Genomic DNA, 19484 nt, shown 5'->3' with positions numbered 1-19484 from the left:
TTATGAAAATAGTATGTACTCTAGTACTTTTTATAGCGGGCTTTATGATGGGTCACGCCCAGTTATCACAAGCTCCAATGATCTTCACAGGTGATTTTATGATTACATCTGTTGCTGGAGAAGACGTCTCAGAGACAGCATTATCTCTTACAATTGATAATAAAAAGCGTTCTATAAGTGGCACAACTGGCTGTAATAACTATATGACAGATTACGCACTCAGAGGTACTGCGCTTCAGTTTTCATATGTGGCTAATACAAAAAGGGCTTGTCCTCACGATGATATAGAACAATTATATTATGACAACTTATCTGAAGTTACATCATTTCTAAAAAAGGGTGACACGATTACACTTTATAGAGATAGTGATGCAATCATAACAGGTATTTCCAAAAAAGCACTTATTGATAACAATAAATAGTCATCTAAGCTTACAGCCTATAAAAATTGAGGACCAACCCAAGTTACTTGAGTTAATGCAAGAAGTTTATCCAGATGCATACGGGCATTTCTGGAAAGATGACTGCTCTTGGTACTTAAACCATATTTACAGCTTAGAAAGCCTTAAAAAAGATCTTGCTACACCACAAAGTCACTACCACTTCATACTTTATAATAATGAAACTGTAGGTATTTTTAAATATGTGTATAATCAAGTATACACACCACTATCACCGCTAGCAGGCTTAAAGCTACATAGACTCTATTTACATCCTTCTGTACAAGGTAAAGGAGTAGGAAGAGATATAATGCAATATGGAGAGAAGCTCGCTAGAAAGTTAGACTATAAAATAATATGGCTTGATGCAATGCACACACATACCCAGGCTCAACTGTTTTATAAGAAAGCAGGGTATATAAAAACCGAGTTTCAGCTTCTTCCTTTTGACTTACTTAAAGATGAACATCGTAAAATGTGGTATATGCATAAAATGCTGCACTAGCCAGAATGACAGTTAATCTTCTGGGCATTATCTTTGTAAAGTAATAATAGAATACAACACATACAGATATCATAATTATGGCTAGCATACAAGAAATACAAGACGAGATAGTAGATGAGTTTTCTATGTTTGAAGACTGGATGCAGCGTTATGAATATATGATTGATCTAGGTAAATCACTGCCACTTATAGATGAAGCATTTAAAACAGATGACTACATTATAAAAGGGTGCCAGAGCAAGGTATGGGTACACGCCACTATGGAAGACGGTAAAGTGACCTTTACGGCAGATAGTGACGCCATCATTACAAAAGGTATTATTGCGATACTCATACGCGCTTTTTCAAACCAGTCACCACAAGCAATTATAGACGCAGATACTGCGTTTATAGATGAGATAGGTCTTAAAGAACACCTCTCGCCTACTAGAGCAAACGGGCTCGTGAGTATGATAAAGCAGATAAAACTGTATGCCGTAGCATACCAGACGCAACTTAATTAAGAGTTATATCACGCTTTCGCGAAAGCGTAATAAAATAATTTAAAAACAACCCTGCGCAAGCAGATTATATAAAACATATGGAAATCAACACCGAAGAGCTAGGCGACAAAATTGTACGCGTTCTTAAAACAATATATGATCCAGAAATCCCAGTAGATATTTATGAACTAGGACTTATTTACGATGTTTTTGTGAATGAAGATATGGATACTAAAATCCTTATGACACTCACAACGCCTAACTGTCCCGTAGCAGAAACTTTACCACTAGAGGTAGAAGAAAAGGTAAAGTCACTTAAAGATGTAAAAGACTGTGAGGTTGAGATCACTTTTGACCCACCTTGGACACAAGACCTTATGAGTGAAGAGGCAAAACTAGAGTTAGGAATGCTATAATTACCCAAATATGGCCGAAGAAATTATAAATAGGGTTGCAAATAGCAAGTTAATAACATTTGACCTTGAGGATCTATATCGTCCAGGAAACAGACAGCTTGTAGATATTTCTCAATGGCTAGATCAAGGTTTTATACTGCGCGAGAGTGAGTTTAGAAAAAGCATAAAGGAACACGACTGGAGTCAATATACAAATGCATTTGTAGCGTTACATTGTAGCACAGACGCCATTGTTCCAGCTTGGGCATATATGCTTGTAACGACTCATATGCAAGGTATTGCAAAAAAAGTAATTACAGGTGACCTAGCATTACTAGAGACCATATTATACACAGAAGTTATACAAAGTATAGATGTGACTCCTTATGAGAATGTACCTGTTATTGTAAAAGGGTGTTCTAACAAACCCGTTCCAGAAAACGCCTATTTACTACTCATAGAGAAATTACAGCCCGTTGCTCGTAGTTTAATGTTTGGCGAGGCCTGCTCCTCTGTACCTCTATATAAGAAGGCCAAATAGCCATTGTTGAAAAATACGGATAGGCTCCGTATATTAGACTGCTTAATCCCTAAGAAGTTTTACTAATGCAACGCACACTCCTACTCTTTTTATTTTTATGCAGTACCATAGCACTTGGTCAGAAAAGTGACAAAAAGAAAGACTCACTTCCAGATGGCTGGAAAAGCAAAGGTCTTATGGAGTTGCTATTTAGTCAGAGTGCATTTAACAATGACTGGCAAGGCGGAGGAACTTCAAATGTAGCTGGAAACTTTAATGTTAATTGGGACCTCAATTACAAGCGAAATAAACTAACGTGGGATTCAAAGCTTACCGCAATACTAGGGCTTGCCGCTACAAAAGATCAAGTATATGTTAGAAAAACTACAGACAGGCTAGAACTTAATAGCTTAGTAGGTAGCCGTATTGAAAACTCTAAATGGTACTACTCGGGACTATTTAATTTTAGAACACAAATGGCACCTGGTTATGAGTTTTTTGACAGACAAGTGCTTAATGAAGCCGGTGAGGTCACAGAGACCGTGCAAGACCGTAAACTTATTACGACTACTTTCTCTCCTGCCTACTTACAACTAGGACCTGGTTTTTTATGGAAAGAGAGTAATGATTTTAAAGTAAACCTAGCTCCCGCAACGGCTCGATTTATATTTGTTAACTCTAGATTTACTAATGTAGACGAGACAGATCCTGCTGCGATAGCAGCCTACGAGCCATTTTTTGGAGTAGAAGCAAATGAAAATGTTCGTTTCGAGCTGGGGGCATCTGTGAGTGCTTATCATAAAGAAGAATTTTTTGAAAATGTTGTTTTCGAAAACACGCTTAATTTATATGCAGACTACCTAGAAAACACAAAAAATGTAGATATAGACTACACACTAAATGTAGCTATGCAGGTAAATAAATATATAACCACAAATCTTGCTGTGCAGCTCATTTATGACGAAAATGCAATAAGTGGTTTACAAGTAAGGGAAGTGCTAGGTGTAGGCCTTAAATATGCCTTTATTGAATGGAAGTCTTAAATAGCTTCAAGGTTTTTATAAAATCACGATAACTACTACGATAAAAACCACATTTACTCGACAAAAGGAGCTGTATTCATAAAAATATCTGAATAATCTGCTAGTTTTTTATTAGTTATATATTTGTAACACAAAACTTAACTATAAATAATTATGAAAAGACTTATTGTATTAGGAGCCGCTATGTTCCTCGCAATCAGCTTACAAGCACAAACTGAAGAAGAGCTTAAAGCACAACAATCACCTAAAAAAGCAGAAATTGCAAAATTACAAGGAGAAGTTGACGCTCTACAAGCTCAAATAGACGCGCTACCAGGATGGAAGTACGGTGCTTTTGGAACTATAGGAGGAAATATCTCTAAATTTAACGACTGGTTTTCACAAGGAACGCCTAACGTATCTTCTGGTAATATCACTGTTACAGGTAACGCATTTGCAAATAAACTAGAAGATAAATACTTCTGGAGAAACAGTCTTAACGTAAACTTAGGATGGGTAAAGTTTGATAATGAAGATGATTCTACAGATGACGATAGCTTTAGAGAAGCTACAGATGTTTTTAATGTATCATCACTTTACGGTTACAAACTAACTGAAAAACTAGCTGTATCTGCTTTAGGAGAGTACAGAACAACTATTTTAAACAACTTTAATGATCCTGGATACCTTGATCTAGGTGTAGGTGCTACTTGGACTCCTATTACAAATCTCGTAGTAGTTGTACACCCACTTAACTACAACTTTGTGTTTTCTGATAATGACGCAGTCTTTGAATCTTCTTTAGGTGCAAAAATCGTTGCAGATTACACACGTCAGATTGGAAAAATAGCTTTTAAGTCTAACTTATCTGCCTTTGCAAGCTACAAATCTTCAGACCTATCTAACTGGACTTGGACTAACGGATTTGCTTACACATTATGGAAAAAGATAGGTGTAGGATTTGATTTTGGTCTTAGAGGTAACAAGCAAGAAGCACTTAACTTTGCTCAAGCTACCCTAGGAGATACTACACTCAGCTTTGATGATATAGACAATCAAGTACAGAGCTACTGGGTTTTAGGACTTAGCTACTCTTTCTAATTATATAGAAAACGTTGTTTTAAACAACTATAATAACTCAAAAGCGAGTCCATTAGGACTCGCTTTTTTTATGTCTAAACTCCAAGATAAAATTTACACAGTATCTTAAAATAAAAAAACCAGCCTAAAAAGGCTGGTTTTTGTCGGGGTAGCAAGATTCGAACTTGCGACCTCCTCGTCCCAAACGAGGCGCGATAACCGGGCTACGCTATACCCCGAGCGTTTATCGGGGTGCAAATATACTAAACTCTAATAGATAACCACAAACTTTATCACATATAATTACAGTTATTCTATTCTTTTATAACTCTCACCCTCTGTAGGGTTGCCATCTTCATCCATCTGTCGTTGCTGGTAGCTATTTGCACCTAATAAAAGTTCAAATCTAAATACCCGTGTTGTGTCTACAATCTTCATCATAGGCCCAGAGGCATACTCTAGCCGTTCTTCCAGTATACCATCTTTGACTACATAAGTACCATAACCAAACCACTCATTTGTATCTGCAGGATCATTACGTGTCCACATCACGCGACCCTTACTATACATCTTGACTTGCCTATAGCCATTTTGGTTAGGTAGTGTCTCAGAAATCATACCGTTCTCATACATCTGCTGGTTTTCTAGCTCCCAGACACCCTCTAGTGTAAAGGTATCTTCATTATTTAATAATCCATCACCTGTAAAAAGTGTAGCACCCATCACATAAAAGCAAACTAAAAATAAGGTCTTCATAATTGTAGGGTTTAAGTTAAAAATTTGACTTACAATACTTTAAGATACAAATTTTTTCAATCAATTGAGGTAACACATTTCTAAAATCACTATATCGCTATGCCAGTGGTTTTAGTATATTTACCCCTCACAAACGGGTAGTAGCTTAGTCCGGTTAAAGTGCTGGTCTGGGGGACCAGAGATCGGAGGTTCGAATCCTCTCTACCCGACTAAAACCACTAGCACTCTAGTGGTTTTTTATTTTTTTCTTAATGATTATATATACGCTTTCGCGAAAGCGTTATGAACACCACACCCATTATCTCAGTCTTTTTTAAGATATTTAAAGAGTGAAAACAAAACAGCGCCTAGATAGAGCTTACAAGCAAGCAAAAGAAATAGCATTTTCTAACGAGGACAAGCTCATTTTCTTTTCTGATTGTCACAGGGGAGACAAGAGTTTTGCAGATGACTTTGCTCGTAATGAAAATATCTATTACCACGCACTTAAACACTACTATAATGAGGGATTTACCTATTGTGAGCTAGGTGATGGAGATGAGCTCTGGGAGAATAGTTCTTTTGAGAGCATACTACGCGCTCATAAAAATGTGTACCGTCTTTTACAAAAATTCCATTTTGAAAATAGGCTTCATTTAATATGGGGAAATCACGATATGGTATATAGGGATAAAAATTACGTAAAAAAGCATTTAAGCACGTATTTTGACCCTAAAGACGGTCGTGAAGAGGTGTTGTTTAAAGATCTTGAATATCACGAGGCCATTGTATTAAAACATAAAGAAAGTCACCAAGAGTTGTTTTTATGTCACGGGCATCAAGCAGACTGGATGAATTATCACGGCTGGCGCTTTAATAGATTTCTAGTACGTGTACTCTGGAAGCCATTACAGATTTTTGGTATTTCTGACCCCACAAGTCCGGCAAAAAATTATAAGGAACTTATTAAAGTAGAGCGCCGTATAAAAAAATGGATCATAGAAAATAATAACCTTCTCACCATTGTAGGTCATACGCATAGACCACGTTTTCCTGAGCCTGGCGACATTGCATTTTTTAACGACGGGAGCTGTGTACACCCTAGAAGTATTACCGGTTTAGAAATTGAGAATGGTGCAATATCACTTATTAAGTGGCACATAGCGACCTCAGAGAGTGGTACTTTACAAGTAGTAAGGGAGCTACTAGAAGGTCCTACCGCACTACACGCCTATCAGGCATAAAAGCAAATGTAAAGGGCTACTATTTTAAGATTCTGGGGCAAGACGTACCTGTAAACCTTCCATCTCTGGTGAGATATGAAGCTGGCACCCTAGTCTACTATTATCTTCTACGTAAAAAGCTTCGGCGAGCATTGCATCTTCATCATCACTCATTTCTGGGAGCTCGTGATCACTCTCTACATAACACTGGCAAGAAGCACACATAGCCATACCACCACATACCCCTATTGTGCCTTCTGGAGCAAGCTCATATGAACGTACAATCTCCATAAGATTCATATTCATATCTGTGGGAGCGTCTATCGCGTGAGAAACTCCCTCGCGGTCTATTATAGTTATCTTAATATCTGCTGACATTGCTAGTATTTACTTCTTATTTAAAAGCTTACTCAATTGCTTTTACAACCGCTTTTGGCGCTTCCTTTTTAGTACCATCAAAACCAGTTACGCCACCTACAGTGGTGTACTTCATCACATAACGCTTATCTGGAAATATGCGCTGGTATGCACTCTGGCACATAAGCGTAGCTTCGTGAAAACCACAGAGTATGAGTTTAAGCTTACCTGGGTATGTGTTTACATCTCCTATGGCATAAATCCCTGGTATGTTAGTTTGGTAATCGAGCGTGTTATCTACCTTGATGGCGTTTTTCTCTATCTCAAGACCCCAGTCTGCAATAGGTCCCAGTTTAGGCGCTAGCCCAAATAGTGGTATAAAGTGATCACAATCCTTAGTAAACACTTCTGCACCTTGTTTTATAGAGACACCACTTACAGCGCTCTCACCAATCACCTCAACAACCTCTGCTGGAGTGATAAGTTTTATTTTACCTTGGTTTTTGAGGTCTTGTACTTTTTCTACGCTATCTAGCGCACCTCTAAACTCGTTGCGACGGTGTACAAGTGTCACTTCACTCGCGACATCTGCAAGGAAGATACTCCAGTCAAGAGCACTATCACCTCCACCAGCAATAACCACATTCTTATCACGGTATAACTCTGGATCGCGTATGATGTACTCTACTCCTTTGTCCTCGTAGCTAGCTATATTTGAAATAGGTGGTTTACGAGGCTCAAAACTCCCTAAACCTCCTGCAATTGCAACCACAGGTGCGTGATGTTTTGTTCCTTTATTAGTCGTTACTATAAAGCTACCGTCTTCTTGTTTATCTATAGTTTGCGCACGCTCTCCAAGTGTAAATCCAGGTTGAAAAGGCTCGATTTGTTTCATCAAGTTATCTACAAGATCACCAGCAAGTACTTCTGGGAAAGCTGGAATGTCATAGATAGGTTTTTTTGGATATATCTCTGCACACTGTCCTCCCGGTTGTGGTAGGGCATCTATAAGATGGCACTTTAACTTTAATAATCCTGCTTCAAAAACGGTAAAAAGACCAGTAGGTCCCGCACCTATTATAAGAATATCTGTTTTAATCATTTGCTTATCTATTTACGCTTTCGCGAAAGCGTACTACGCAACAACGTTTATCACTTGCTCAATTTGCGGAGCGTGTTTTTTTATAGTCATCTCAACACCGCTCTTTAATGTCATTTGATTAACAGAGCAACCTACGCAAGCGCCTTGCAGCTGCACTCGCACCACCTTATCATCATCTATCCCGAGAAGTCTTATATCACCTCCATCACTCTGTAAAAAAGGACGAATCTCCTCAAGAGCATCCTCTACTTTTTGTGTTAACTCTGCTGTGCTCATACTTAATTCTTTACGGCAGAACATCCTGCCATTGTGGTAATCTTAATTGCTTCGGTAGCTGGTAGGTCTGTGTTACGACGCACAGTCTCCTCAACAACGTTTTTTGTTAAGTTATCAAACGCTTCCATAGTAGCGGTATTAGCCTGTAATGCCGCTGGACGTCCTACGTCTCCTGCCTCACGAATACTTTGTACTAATGGAATCTCACCTAGTAAACGTACATCTAAATCTTCGGCGAGGTTTTTTGCACCTTCTTTACCAAAGATGTAATATTTATTATCTGGCAACTCATCTGGTGTGAAGTAGGCCATATTTTCTACAATTCCTAAAACAGGAACATTAATACTCTCTTGCTTAAACATTGCCACACCCTTCTTTGCATCTGCAAGTGCTACGTTTTGTGGTGTACTTACTACTACAGCTCCCGTGATAGGTAATGACTGCATTATACTTAAATGTATATCACCCGTACCAGGAGGTAAGTCTAAAAGCAAGAAATCTAGCTCTCCCCAGGCTGCGTCAAAAATCATCTGGTTAAGTGCCTTTGCTGCCATAGGTCCTCTCCATATAACTGCTTGATCTGGCTTTGTGAAAAATCCTATCGAGAGTACTTTTACTCCGTAGCTTTCTATAGGTTTCATTTTAGACTTTCCGTCTACATTTACAGAGAGTGGTCTCTCATTTGCCACATCAAACATAATAGGCACAGATGGCCCATAAATATCTGCATCAAGAATACCTACTTTAAAGCCCATTTTTGCTAGTGTCACTGCAATGTTAGACGTTACGGTAGATTTACCTACTCCTCCTTTACCAGAGGCTACAGCTACGATGTTTTTTATACCAGGTATGGCTTTACCTTTAATCTCAACTGTTTCTTCCTTAGGCGGAGCAGTAACTTTTACATTAACCTTTACCTGTGCTTTTTCAAAAACCTTATCGTGTATGGTTTTCATAATATCAACCTCTGCTTTTTTACGAGCTTGTAGTGTAGGGTTGTTTATAGTGATATCTACAATTACCTCATCGCCAAATGTTAGCACATTAGTAACTGCGCCACTATCTACCATATTTTCTCCAGCACCTGGAGCAGTTATAGTTTTTAAAGCCTCGAGAATATCTTTCTTTTGTAATTTCATCTTTTAATAAGCAATTCAAAATCAGCCTTTAATTAGACTAATTCTAAATGCAAAGATACAACTGCAAAGGGGTAAATACCAATACTTCAATTTTCAAAATATTTGACAATTTCAAAAAGAAAACGACACGCACATTTCTTAGAATATTCTGAGCTTTATAGAGCGCCAGCAATCGCTATTTTAGAGTTCAATTACGGGATCCCAAAAGTGTTTTTTAAAATCGACTACCTTATCATCCTTGATTATTACACCTTCATTTTCAAGCAATTGCTGCATTAAGTTAGTTTGCGGGAAATGGTGTTTACCAGTAAGCAGCCCTACTCTATTTACGACTCTATGTGCTGGCACTTCTGGATGGTTACTAGCACCATTCATAGCCCAGCCCACCATACGACTACTCCGTGCAGCTCCAAGATACTTTGCAATCGCACCATAACTCGTCACTCTACCGTAAGGAATTAAAGCAGCTACGGCATACACCTTTTGAAAAAAGTTTTCTGTCTCTGGTGCGTAATTCATTCAAAGTAGATAGTGCGCACCAGCGTGATTAACATTAATAAGACCATAAGGCCAGCCATAAAATAATTTGAGAATCGTGTAAAAGAAGTTTCCCTGTTTTGAATACGAGCAAAGAAGAGCACGTATAGATATAATGCACTAAACGTACCTACGGCAGCTGCTACTACAAAAATCACAATAGCCACAATATCATACTCTACTTTACCGCTCACATTAAGAGCCGCTCCCAGCGCACAGAAATAAGGAATAGGTAACACATTAAGTGCAGAGATAGCCATCCCTTTACCTAAGCTTTTTAAACCTCTGTTTTTTGAAATTTTAACCTTAGGGACTTTACTTTGCTTTGCTTTCACAAAGAAAAATATGGCCATTATCAAGAAAATAACAAGACCTGTGCGCAATAGCATACTCTGTACGTATGGATTTCCAAAAATATAGCGTGCAAGTAATACGGCTATAAGTGCTTGAAAAACTACAACAAAAGAAGCCCCAAGAGCCACTATGAGCCCGTTATTACGGCCTCGCTCAACGCAGGTTTTTGCCACAGACATATTTATTAGTCCGGGAGGTATTACTCCGGCTAGCGCTGCAAAATAGGTTATTAAAAAAAGTTTGGTTGTCTCCAAGGGTGCCCGTTACTTGACTCTAAATTTAATATAAGTAATTGGTTTTCCCTGTTCTAGATATTGTTTTTCATAAAAAGTTTGAATCCCCACAACCTCTTCTGGCGAGTATTCATTTTTATACACATTATGATTTGCTTCTAAAATCTCGTGACCCTCACCGTGTAGTAATCCCAGCGTGTAACCGTGCATAAACTCTGAGTCTGTCTTAAGATTTACACAACCTCCCTCCTTCAAAACATTCTTATATTTTTGAAGGAACTCTGTATTTGTCATTCGGTGTTTTGTGCGCTTGTACTTGATTTGAGGGTCTGGAAAGGTGATCCATATCTCATCTATTTCCGCTTTCGCGAAAGCGTACTCTATAAGTTCTATTTGCGTGCGCATAAAACCTACATTGCCAAGATTATCTTCTAGAGCAGTTTTTGCTCCTCGCCAAAATCGAGCCCCCTTGATGTCTATACCTATAAAATTCTTGTCTGGATACTTCTCTGCAAGACCTACAGAATACTCACCTTTACCACAACCTAGCTCTACGACGATAGGGTTATCATTTTTGAAAAAATCCGAATTCCACTTACCTTTAAGAGGAAAAGTTCCATCTACCAGTTCTTCTCTAGACGGTTGTACAACATTTGAGAATGTCTCATTCTCACGGAATCTCTTAAGCTTATTTTTACTTCCCACAGGTATATTTAATGTTTTGGTAAAATTAAGGAAACTTTTACTACGGCTAAGAGATAGATATTTGCAATGTGAAAAGAAATAAGCACATACTAGTTGCTCCTCTTAACTGGGGATTAGGACACGCTACGCGGTGTATCCCGATTATTAATGCGCTTTTATCGCAAAATTACAAGGTCACCATAGCAAGTGATGGTGATGCCCTTAGATTACTTAAAAAAGAGTTTCCTAAACTTTCTTTTGTATCACTACCCTCTTATAAAATTGAGTATGCGGAAAAGGGTAAAAACTTTAAACGCAAGCTTATATCAAATTTACCGTCAATACGTAAAAGTATACGTAGTGAACATAAAGAGCTCGAAAAACTCATTCCAGCATTAAATATAGATGGAGTTATCTCAGATAACCGTCTTGGACTATATACAAATCAAGTGCCTTGTGTGATCATAAGTCACCAGTTACAGGTGCTAAGTGGCAGCACTACAAAGATCTCTACAGCAATACATAAAAAGTATATAGAGCGTTTTAATGAATGCTGGGTGCCAGACTTTGATGGCACTTTTAACCTAAGTGGCATATTAGGTCATCCTGATAAAAATCTATCAATCCCTACCCGTTATATAGGACCATTGAGTAGAATGAAGTCAAAACCTGAAGAAATAAAATACACAGCAACAGCTGTACTTTCTGGTCCAGAGCCACAGCGCTCTATGCTAGAAGAAATTATCACAAAGAACTTTAAAAAACTTAATGGACAGTTTTTAATTGTACGTGGTAAACCTGAAGAAGAAAAAACCATCACTCAAACTAAACCTAATATCAAAGTAATTAATTTTCTTACTACAAGGGAACTTGAAAAGGTGATTAATCAAAGTGGGTATATCATAGCAAGATCTGGTTACACGACTATTATGGACCTAGCCGTGATGAAGAAAAAAGCTTTTTTTATTCCTACACCAGGTCAGTCTGAACAAGAGTATCTTGCAGCCTTATTAAAAGAGAATAAAATTGCTCCTTTTGCCGTGCAGGATGAATTTAAAACCAAAGATTTATCAAAAATGTCTGTTTATCCCGGATTTGAACAGGCTATTGAGTCTAGTTGCTTACCCGATAACTTCGGCCTTTTCGAGCGTGAAAGAGAATTCAGACCCCACACCAAATTCGCTTTCAACATAAACTTTCTCCTCGTGCGCCTCAATGATATGTTTAACAATAGAGAGCCCCAGACCTGATCCTCCTACTCTGCGATTACGAGACTTATCTACTCTATAAAATCGCTCAAAGAGTCGTGGTAAATGATCTGGCTCAATACCTTCTCCATTATCTGTAATTCGTATAAGTAATTTGTTTTGAATCAAATCTTGTATACTTACCTCTGTTGTTCCATTTTCATTACCATACTTAATAGAATTACCTATTAAGTTTGTGAGTAACTGCTGTATGCGCTCTTGATCTGCATTTACCATAACCTCCTTTGCATAAGAATCATCAAAAGCAAGGGTTATATTGCGCTTTGCAGCTTCCATTTCTAGCATCTCAAAGGTGGCATATATGAGTTTTACTAGATCAAAATACTCATAGTTTATATTAAGATCACCCACCTCAAGCTTAGTAATCATATCAAGGTCATTTACGAGATAGATCAAGCGATCTACGCCTTTTTCTGCCCTTGAGAGGTATTTTTTTCTAACAGATTTATCTTTTATAGCGCCGTCTAGTAACGTGAGTATATATCCTTGTACGGTAAACAAAGGTGTTTTTAGCTCGTGAGCCACATTACCTAAAAAGTTACGACGATATTCCTCTTGGACTCTTAAAGATTCTATTTCTATTTTTTTACTCTTTGCATAACGCTCTACTTCTTCAGAAAGAGAGGCCATATCTGTAGTAATATTATCTGCTGTGAGGCTTACATCTTCTAAGAGTTTTACGTTATCATAAATCTCTCTTACCTTTTTAAAAATAAATAGTTGGGTTCTAAAGTGTATGAGTAAAAATGAAAGTATATAACACCCCAGCACTCCGAGACCCACAAGCCACCATACAGGCTCACTGTCTTGAATAAACTCAAGTAGTATAATAAGGAGTGCAAATAGCACCGTAATATAAGCTGCCGTGATGAGTGCAAATGAGTACGGCTGTTTTACATCTGAGGCCATTAGATCACAAATTTATAACCTACACCTTTTACAGTTTTAAACGATTCATCACCTATTTTTTCTCTAAGCTTACGTATATGTACGTCTATGGTACGCCCTCCTACCACAACTTCAAGACCCCATACTTTATCAAGTATGTCTTCTCTTGTAAAAACCTTCCCAGGCTTTGAAGTAAGTAATGATAGTAGCTCAAACTCTTTACGAGGCAAAGAAAGTTCTTCTTTACCTTTAAAAACTTTGTACTCTTCTCTATTGATAATAAGTTTACCCACCTTAGTTATCTGAGAAGGCGCCTCTTCATTTTTAAATCTGCGCAGCAAAGCCTTTACCTTGCTTAAAAGCACCTTAGGCTTAATAGGCTTAGTAATATAATCATCTGCACCTGCGTCAAAGCCCGCAACCTGTGAGTAATCTTCTCCTCGAGCCGTAAAAAATGTGATGATTATTTGCTCCAGGTCTTTATTAGAACGTATAATCTCACAAGCCTCTATACCATCCATCTCTGGCATCATCACATCTAATATGATGAGGTGCGGCTGATGCTTTTTTGCAAGTTTTACAGCCTCAAGACCGTTAGACCCTGTAATTACTTGATATCCTTCGTTTGATAAATTATACCCGACGATTTCTAAAATATCCGGTTCATCGTCTACTAGTAAAATTTTAAGGTCCTTTTTTTTCATTGTAATTACGGTTATATCGTATTGTAAATATACGTTGTTTTGAAGTTTTTGTTGTCACTAGAATTAGCTTGCAAAATATATTGTAATTATTTGAACCATATTAACATTGCGTTAAATCTTACGCTTTTGCGAAAGCGTAATCAATTATCACCTTCAATTTTATTTAAATTTATGGTCTAATCTAATCATTAAAGTATGAAACAAATTACTCTTTTAATCACCTTATTTCTAGCATCGTGCACAGTTTTTGCACAAGACCTAGTAATCACAGGTATTTTCGACGGAAACCTTACGGGAGGTACTCCAAAAGCAATAGAAATTTATGCACTAAATGATATTGCAGACTTAAGCACATACGGTTTTAGCAACTCAAGTAACGGAAATGGAATTTCTGAAGTTGAGTTTGCCTTTTCTGGATCTGCTACCGCTGGAGACTATTTTTACATCTCTACAAATGAAGAAGATTTTATGACCTTTTTTGGGTTTACTCCAGACTTCATCTCAAATAGCGCAAATAACAATGGAGATGATTCTATAGCAATTTATGATAGTGTGGCAGATGACGGTTCTGGAACACTTCAAGGAACACAAATAGATGTTTATGGAGATCTAGATACAGATGGTACAGGTGAAGCTTGGGAATATCAAGACGGATGGGCTTATCGTGTAAGCGGTACTGGACCTGACGGCACTACATTTATGGTAGGTAACTTTACGTACAGTGGGACTAATGCAAATGATGATGACACTACTCAAGCAGACGCTACAAACCCTTGGCCAATAGGTACGTACTCTACTACACCTCCAGCTTGCTCATTAGTACTTGGCACTGCTACAGCTACTTGTGATACTGAGACCACAGCTGTAGATGGCACAACAGTTATGATACCTTATACAGGTGGCGGAGACGCTACTTATACTGTAGCAATTACAAGTGGTGGAGGCGTTGTAGGAGGTGATGACCCTACGACTACGGCAAACGGAACAATCACACTTACAGAAGTTTCTGAAGACGTAACAATAACACTTGAAGTAACAAGTACAGATTGTATGCTCTCTATAGATGTTACAACACCAGCTTGTGAGCCAGCTACAGAAGTTGCAGATATTGCAGCACTTAGAGCGGGAACAGTAGGTGAAGAGTACACCCTTACCGGAGAAGCTGTACTTACATTTCAACAAGATTTTAGAAATCAAAAATTTATTGAAGATGCCACAGGTGCTATTCTTATAGATGATAGCGCAGCAACTATTACTACTGCATTTAATGTTGCAGATGGTATTACTGGTATAACAGGAGTACTAGGAGACTTTAACGGAATGACACAATTTATACCAAGTGTAGATCCAGGTGCTGCAACTTCTACAGGAAACACTATTACACCACAAGAAGTAACAGTAACTGAACTAGCTGCAAACCCTAATGACTATGAGTCTGAGTATGTAAGAATAACAGGTCTTACTATAGACAACTCTACAAATTCATCTTGGGTAAATGGTCAAGAGTACCCAATGACTAATACAGACGGATCTTATATTTTTAGAACTACATTTTTTGATGTAGACTATATAGGTGAAGTAGTACCAGCTGATGAGGCAAATATCTCTGGTATTATTAATGAACGTAATAATGGTGAGTACTTCATTACGGCTAGAGATGCAGCAGATATTGAGGCAGATGCAGTAGAGGCAACAGAAGTTGCAACACTAGCAGATCTAAGAGCAGGTACAGAAGGAACACTCTACACGCTTACAGGAGAAGCAATACTTACTTTCCAACAAGATTTTAGAAATCAAAAATTTATTGAAGATGATACAGCTGCAATCTTAATAGATGACAGCGCAGCAACTATAACCACGGCATATAACGTAGGTGATGGTATAGTAGGTCTTACAGGTACGTTAAGCTCTTTTCAAGGAATGCTACAATTTGTTCCTAGTGAGGATCCTGGAGATGCATTTTCTACCGGAAACACAATTACTGCACAAATGGTAACTGTGACAGAACTAGCTGCAAATCCTAATGATTATGAAGCAGAGTATGTAACTCTTACAGAAGCTACAATAGACACTGCAACAAATACAGACTGGGTAACTGGCACAGAGTACGGACTTACTACTCCAGAAGGTGCATACACTTTTAGAACGACATTCTTTGATGCAGATTATATAGGTACCGCAGTACCTACAGAGGCTCAAAATATATCTGGTATCATCACAGAGCGCAATGATGGAGATTACTTTATCACTGCTCGTGATGTAACAGATTTTGAAGAGTTTTTAAGCCTAGGAGAAACTACTGCTGTAACTATCGCTATGTTTCCTAACCCTGCGAGTGATCAAATCACGATAAGTACTGGGGTTAATACAGCAATGAATGTGTCTATTTTTGAGATTACAGGTAAGAAAGTAATTGAGACAACTACTGGAAACCCTATAGACGTAAGTGCGCTTGCCTCTGGAGTATATGTAGTACAAGTAGCAGATGCTACAAGCTCAACTACTGCAAAGCTTGTAATTAAATAAAGAATACATTTATACATCCTTTATAAAGCGCTCTCCGTATGGAGGGCGTTTTTTCTTTTATATCTTTGCTTAAATTCTAATAAATGCCTCAGCAAACCTTTTTAAATATCACAAATAATGAGCAATTTGAGAAGGAGGCGCTCGCTACATTCAGGTATCAGTTTGAGCATAATAGCGTGTATAGGTCTTTTTGTGATTTACTCTACAAACACCCCAGTGAGATAACATCAAGTAGAGACATTCCTTTTTTACCTATACAGTTTTTCAAGTCCCGCTCTATCATTTCTGGTAATGCAGAGCCGGCTATCACCTTTAGCAGTAGCGGCACTACTGGCAGCATCACCAGCAAACATCACGTGACAGATCTAAGCCTGTATGAAAATAGTTTTAGAACCGCTTTCGCGAAAGCGTACGGAAACCCATCAGACTTTGTAATACTAGCCTTGCTACCGTCGTATTTAGAACGATCTGGATCATCGCTTATTTATATGGTAGATGATTTAATTAAAAGTAGCAATCATCCAGACAGTGGCTTTTACCTTAACAATCTTGACGAGCTGGCAAAAAAATTAGTATCACTTGATACCTCTGAGAAGAAAGTCCTTCTTATAGGTGTTTCATTTGCACTTTTAGACCTTGTAGAAAAGCATACTTTTAACCTCAACAACACTATTATTATGGAAACTGGTGGTATGAAAGGAAGACGTAAAGAAATTATTCGGCCAGAACTTCATAAAATACTCAGCACAGGTTTTGGGATAGAAAAAATACATAGCGAGTATGGTATGACAGAGCTACTAAGCCAAGGATATTCTTCTGGCGATGGGATTTTTACCACTCCACCGTGGATGAAAGTCTACACACGGGATACAGAAGATGCACTCACCCTGCTCACAGACTCAAAAAGCGGCGGACTCAACATAATAGATCTCGCAAATAAAAATTCGTGTTCATTTATAGCAACTCAAGATCTGGGTAAAGTTTATGAGGATGGCAGTTTTAGCGTGATAGGCAGGTTCGATAATTCAGACATACGCGGGTGCAATCTTATGGCGCTTTAAAGATTATCTATATATACCGTGTAATTATTCCAAAATTTTTGCGACCTAACCTACGTAGATATAACCAGATAAACACTTTATATGAGAACAATTGCATTTTTTATTATCGCATTAATAAGTCTCACAGCAAGCGCACAACAGACGGATTACAATCTTAAAAAAGGCTATGCTGCCGAAGGTTATGACGTAACCGAATATTTTAACAATAAAGCCACAGAGGGCGATAAAAAGTTTACAACTACCTATGATGGGGTTAAGTTTAAGTTTGCTAGTCAAGCTAACCTAGATCGTTTTAAAGCAGCTCCAGAAGACTTTATACCACAGTATGGTGGCTATTGTGCCTATGCGATAGCAGATAAAGGCAAAAAAGTAAGTGTAGATCCAGAAACCTTTGAAATAAGAGATGGCAAGTTATACCTGTTTTACAACTCTTGGGGAGTTAACACCCTTGATAAGTGGAATGAAGAGGGTGCAGAAAGCCTAAAGAAAAAAGCAGATATAGAGTGGCAATCTGTAAGGACTAAGAATTAAATACGACTTAATGATAGATTGGTTAGTTAGTTAGAAAACCCCAGATGCTCTTTTAAGAACACTGGGGTTTTCATTTGTATGACTAGTCTATTAGGTACTATACAGCGCGTATTAAGAAGTAGTTTTTCTTACCTCTTTGTAATAGAATAAATGTATCATTTATAAGATCTGAAGATTGTATAGTACGATCTTCTCCTACCTTCTCCTTATTAAGAGATATAGAGTTTTCTTTGAGCGCACGTCTAGCTTCTCCATTAGATTTTAAAAACCCTGTTTTTTCGGCTAGAGCAGCAATCATATCAAGACCGGCTTCAATCTCTGTTTTTGCAATCTCTGCTTGAGGCACTCCTTCAAAAACATCTAGAAACGTAGCTTCGTCTAGTGATTTTAAATCCTCACTCGTACTTTTTCCAAAAAGCATATTTGAAGCTGCAATCGCTTTTTTAAGAGCCTCTTCATCGTGTACCGTAGTTGTCACCTCTTCTGCAAGTCTCTTTTGTAAAGCTCTCTGGTGTGGTGCTTCTTTGTGAGTCTCAATAAGAGCCTCTATCTCCTCACGATCTAAGAAGGTAAATATCTTAATGTACTTAGCCGCATCTTCATCACTCGTATTAAGCCAGTACTGGTAAAATTTATAAGGTGATGTTCTATTTGCATCTAGCCACACATTACCACCCTCAGACTTACCAAATTTGCTTCCGTCAGACTTAGTAATAAGTGGGCAGGTAAGCGCGTAGCCCTTACCTCCAGCTATACGACGTATAAGCTCTGTACCTGTGGTGATATTACCCCACTGGTCACTACCACCCATCTGTAACGTACAATCATTATTTTTATAGAGATGTAAGAAGTCATACCCCTGTACCATCTGGTAAGTAAACTCTGTAAATGACATACCGTCTGCACTCTCACCTGTAAGGCGATTTTTTACAGAGTCTTTTGCCATCATATAGTTTACTGTAATATGCTTCCCTACATCACGTATAAAGTCTAGAAAAGAAAACTCCTTCATCCAGTCATAGTTATTTACCATAAGAGCTTGGTTCTCTGCCCCAGATGTAAAGTCTAAAAACTGTGATAACTGTTTGCGCACACATTCTTGATTGTGTCTTAGAGTCTCCTCATCGAGAAGATTACGCTCAGAAGATTTTCCAGATGGGTCTCCTATCATACCCGTAGCACCACCAACTAAAGCAACAGGTCTATGCCCAGCTCTCTGAAAATGTGCTAGTAGCATAATAGGCACAAGGTTACCTATGTGCAAAGAATCTGCAGTAGGGTCAAAACCTACATAAGCAGAGCGCATTACCTCCATTAAGTGTTCTTCTGTTTGTGGCATTGCATCGTGTACCATACCACGCCACTTTAATTCTTCTACAAAATTCTTGATCATCTTATCGTTTTAACTGCAAAGGCAAATAT

The 19484-nt window shown here is 38.1% G+C and carries 22 protein-coding genes, 2 tRNA genes and 1 pseudogene; 13 read left to right on the top strand and 12 right to left on the bottom strand.

Going from position 1 to position 19484, the window contains the following annotated elements:
• Positions 1 to 2 precede the first annotated feature (2 nt).
• The 7 genes from ACFO5T_RS08840 (at position 3) to ACFO5T_RS08810 (ending at position 4465) form a co-directional block, all read left to right on the top strand.
• Positions 3 to 422 (top strand): META domain-containing protein, encoded by a 420-nt coding sequence (locus ACFO5T_RS08840; protein ID WP_380033679.1) that lies wholly within the window; start codon positions 3 to 5, stop codon positions 420 to 422.
• Entirely contained in the window at positions 406 to 945 is a 540-nt protein-coding gene (locus tag ACFO5T_RS08835; RefSeq protein WP_380033677.1) for a GNAT family N-acetyltransferase, read from the top strand. The genes ACFO5T_RS08840 and ACFO5T_RS08835 overlap by 17 nt, the downstream gene beginning before the upstream one ends.
• Before the next feature lie 77 nt (positions 946 to 1022).
• Positions 1023 to 1448 (top strand): SufE family protein, encoded by a 426-nt coding sequence (locus tag ACFO5T_RS08830; RefSeq protein ID WP_380033675.1) that lies wholly within the window; start codon positions 1023 to 1025, stop codon positions 1446 to 1448.
• A gap of 77 nt (positions 1449 to 1525) precedes the next feature.
• Positions 1526 to 1843 carry a DUF59 domain-containing protein gene (locus tag ACFO5T_RS08825; RefSeq protein WP_035327034.1) on the top strand — a complete coding sequence of 106 codons (318 nt, stop codon included), beginning with the start codon at positions 1526 to 1528 and terminating at the stop codon, positions 1841 to 1843.
• Between the two features lie 10 nt (positions 1844 to 1853).
• Complete coding sequence (locus tag ACFO5T_RS08820; protein WP_380033673.1) at positions 1854 to 2363, top strand: DUF2480 family protein; 510 nt, start codon at positions 1854 to 1856, stop codon at positions 2361 to 2363.
• Between the two features lie 65 nt (positions 2364 to 2428).
• Positions 2429 to 3385, top strand: coding sequence for a DUF3078 domain-containing protein (locus ACFO5T_RS08815; RefSeq protein WP_038598912.1), 957 nt, complete (start codon positions 2429 to 2431; stop codon positions 3383 to 3385).
• Positions 3386 to 3538: 153 nt separating this feature from the next.
• The gene (locus ACFO5T_RS08810; protein WP_380033671.1) at positions 3539 to 4465 is read left to right on the top strand and encodes a DUF3078 domain-containing protein; all 927 of its coding nucleotides are present in this window, start codon (positions 3539 to 3541) and stop codon (positions 4463 to 4465) included.
• A 143-nt stretch (positions 4466 to 4608) separates the two neighbouring features.
• Here ACFO5T_RS08810 and ACFO5T_RS08805 read toward each other — a convergent pair.
• Both ACFO5T_RS08805 and ACFO5T_RS08800 read right to left on the bottom strand, forming a co-directional pair.
• A tRNA-Pro gene (locus ACFO5T_RS08805) sits at positions 4609 to 4683 on the bottom strand.
• Positions 4684 to 4753: 70 nt separating this feature from the next.
• Positions 4754 to 5200 carry a hypothetical protein gene (locus ACFO5T_RS08800; RefSeq protein ID WP_375252318.1) on the bottom strand — a complete coding sequence of 149 codons (447 nt, stop codon included), beginning with the start codon at positions 5198 to 5200 and terminating at the stop codon, positions 4754 to 4756.
• A gap of 134 nt (positions 5201 to 5334) precedes the next feature.
• Between ACFO5T_RS08800 and ACFO5T_RS08795 the strand changes: the two genes are divergently transcribed.
• Both ACFO5T_RS08795 and ACFO5T_RS08790 read left to right on the top strand, forming a co-directional pair.
• Positions 5335 to 5409, top strand: a tRNA-Pro gene (locus tag ACFO5T_RS08795).
• A 120-nt stretch (positions 5410 to 5529) separates the two neighbouring features.
• Positions 5530 to 6423 carry a metallophosphoesterase family protein gene (locus tag ACFO5T_RS08790; protein WP_038598904.1) on the top strand — a complete coding sequence of 298 codons (894 nt, stop codon included), beginning with the start codon at positions 5530 to 5532 and terminating at the stop codon, positions 6421 to 6423.
• 24 nt (positions 6424 to 6447) lie between these two features.
• On the opposite strand, the gene ACFO5T_RS08785 is transcribed toward ACFO5T_RS08790, so the two are convergent.
• From ACFO5T_RS08785 to trmB, 7 genes are all read right to left on the bottom strand, one after another.
• The gene (locus ACFO5T_RS08785) at positions 6448 to 6780 is read right to left on the bottom strand and encodes a 2Fe-2S iron-sulfur cluster-binding family protein (RefSeq protein WP_038598901.1); all 333 of its coding nucleotides are present in this window, start codon (positions 6778 to 6780) and stop codon (positions 6448 to 6450) included.
• 28 nt (positions 6781 to 6808) lie between these two features.
• Positions 6809 to 7861: an NAD(P)/FAD-dependent oxidoreductase gene (locus tag ACFO5T_RS08780; RefSeq protein ID WP_380033668.1), complete on the bottom strand. Its 1053-nt coding sequence runs from the start codon at positions 7859 to 7861 to the stop codon at positions 6809 to 6811.
• A 33-nt stretch (positions 7862 to 7894) separates the two neighbouring features.
• Positions 7895 to 8137 carry a NifU family protein gene (locus ACFO5T_RS08775; protein WP_375252316.1) on the bottom strand — a complete coding sequence of 81 codons (243 nt, stop codon included), beginning with the start codon at positions 8135 to 8137 and terminating at the stop codon, positions 7895 to 7897.
• Between the two features lie 2 nt (positions 8138 to 8139).
• Positions 8140 to 9276 carry an Mrp/NBP35 family ATP-binding protein gene (locus ACFO5T_RS08770; RefSeq protein ID WP_380033666.1) on the bottom strand — a complete coding sequence of 379 codons (1137 nt, stop codon included), beginning with the start codon at positions 9274 to 9276 and terminating at the stop codon, positions 8140 to 8142.
• A gap of 180 nt (positions 9277 to 9456) precedes the next feature.
• Complete coding sequence (locus ACFO5T_RS08765; RefSeq protein WP_375252314.1) at positions 9457 to 9795, bottom strand: MGMT family protein; 339 nt, start codon at positions 9793 to 9795, stop codon at positions 9457 to 9459.
• A complete protein-coding gene (locus tag ACFO5T_RS08760; RefSeq protein WP_380033663.1) occupies positions 9792 to 10421 on the bottom strand; it encodes a LysE family translocator in 630 nt (209 codons plus the stop codon). The genes ACFO5T_RS08765 and ACFO5T_RS08760 overlap by 4 nt, the downstream gene beginning before the upstream one ends.
• 9 nt (positions 10422 to 10430) lie before the next feature.
• Positions 10431 to 11105: a tRNA (guanosine(46)-N7)-methyltransferase TrmB gene (gene trmB / locus ACFO5T_RS08755; protein WP_380033661.1), complete on the bottom strand. Its 675-nt coding sequence runs from the start codon at positions 11103 to 11105 to the stop codon at positions 10431 to 10433.
• A gap of 635 nt (positions 11106 to 11740) precedes the next feature.
• Here trmB and ACFO5T_RS08750 point away from each other — a divergent pair.
• Positions 11741 to 12100, top strand: a pseudogene (locus ACFO5T_RS08750) (glycosyltransferase); the annotation flags it as partial.
• A 105-nt stretch (positions 12101 to 12205) separates the two neighbouring features.
• Here the strand turns inward: ACFO5T_RS08750 and ACFO5T_RS08745 are convergent.
• Both ACFO5T_RS08745 and ACFO5T_RS08740 read right to left on the bottom strand, forming a co-directional pair.
• Positions 12206 to 13261, bottom strand: a complete 1056-nt coding sequence (locus ACFO5T_RS08745; protein ID WP_380033659.1) for a sensor histidine kinase — start codon at positions 13259 to 13261, stop codon at positions 12206 to 12208.
• Positions 13261 to 13944: a response regulator transcription factor gene (locus ACFO5T_RS08740; protein ID WP_380033657.1), complete on the bottom strand. Its 684-nt coding sequence runs from the start codon at positions 13942 to 13944 to the stop codon at positions 13261 to 13263. The genes ACFO5T_RS08745 and ACFO5T_RS08740 overlap by 1 nt, the downstream gene beginning before the upstream one ends.
• Before the next feature lie 195 nt (positions 13945 to 14139).
• Here ACFO5T_RS08740 and ACFO5T_RS08735 point away from each other — a divergent pair, with 195 nt between their 5' ends.
• From ACFO5T_RS08735 to ACFO5T_RS08725, 3 genes are all read left to right on the top strand, one after another.
• A complete protein-coding gene (locus tag ACFO5T_RS08735) occupies positions 14140 to 16470 on the top strand; it encodes a T9SS type A sorting domain-containing protein (protein ID WP_380033655.1) in 2331 nt (776 codons plus the stop codon).
• Positions 16471 to 16553: 83 nt separating this feature from the next.
• Positions 16554 to 17531: a LuxE/PaaK family acyltransferase gene (locus ACFO5T_RS08730; protein ID WP_380033652.1), complete on the top strand. Its 978-nt coding sequence runs from the start codon at positions 16554 to 16556 to the stop codon at positions 17529 to 17531.
• Positions 17532 to 17612: 81 nt separating this feature from the next.
• Positions 17613 to 18062, top strand: coding sequence for a YHS domain-containing (seleno)protein (locus ACFO5T_RS08725; protein WP_380033650.1), 450 nt, complete (start codon positions 17613 to 17615; stop codon positions 18060 to 18062).
• A gap of 97 nt (positions 18063 to 18159) precedes the next feature.
• On the opposite strand, the gene tyrS is transcribed toward ACFO5T_RS08725, so the two are convergent.
• Positions 18160 to 19455, bottom strand: coding sequence for a tyrosine--tRNA ligase (gene tyrS / locus ACFO5T_RS08720; RefSeq protein ID WP_380033648.1), 1296 nt, complete (start codon positions 19453 to 19455; stop codon positions 18160 to 18162).
• Positions 19456 to 19484 lie beyond the last annotated feature (29 nt).

The sequence above is a fragment of the Dokdonia genika genome (assembly GCF_042652845.1).
GTDB classification, from domain to species: Bacteria; Bacteroidota; Bacteroidia; order Flavobacteriales; family Flavobacteriaceae; genus Dokdonia; species Dokdonia donghaensis.
The sequence above is the reverse complement of the archived record's forward strand: the minus strand, read 5'-3'. Positions and strand labels throughout refer to the sequence as shown.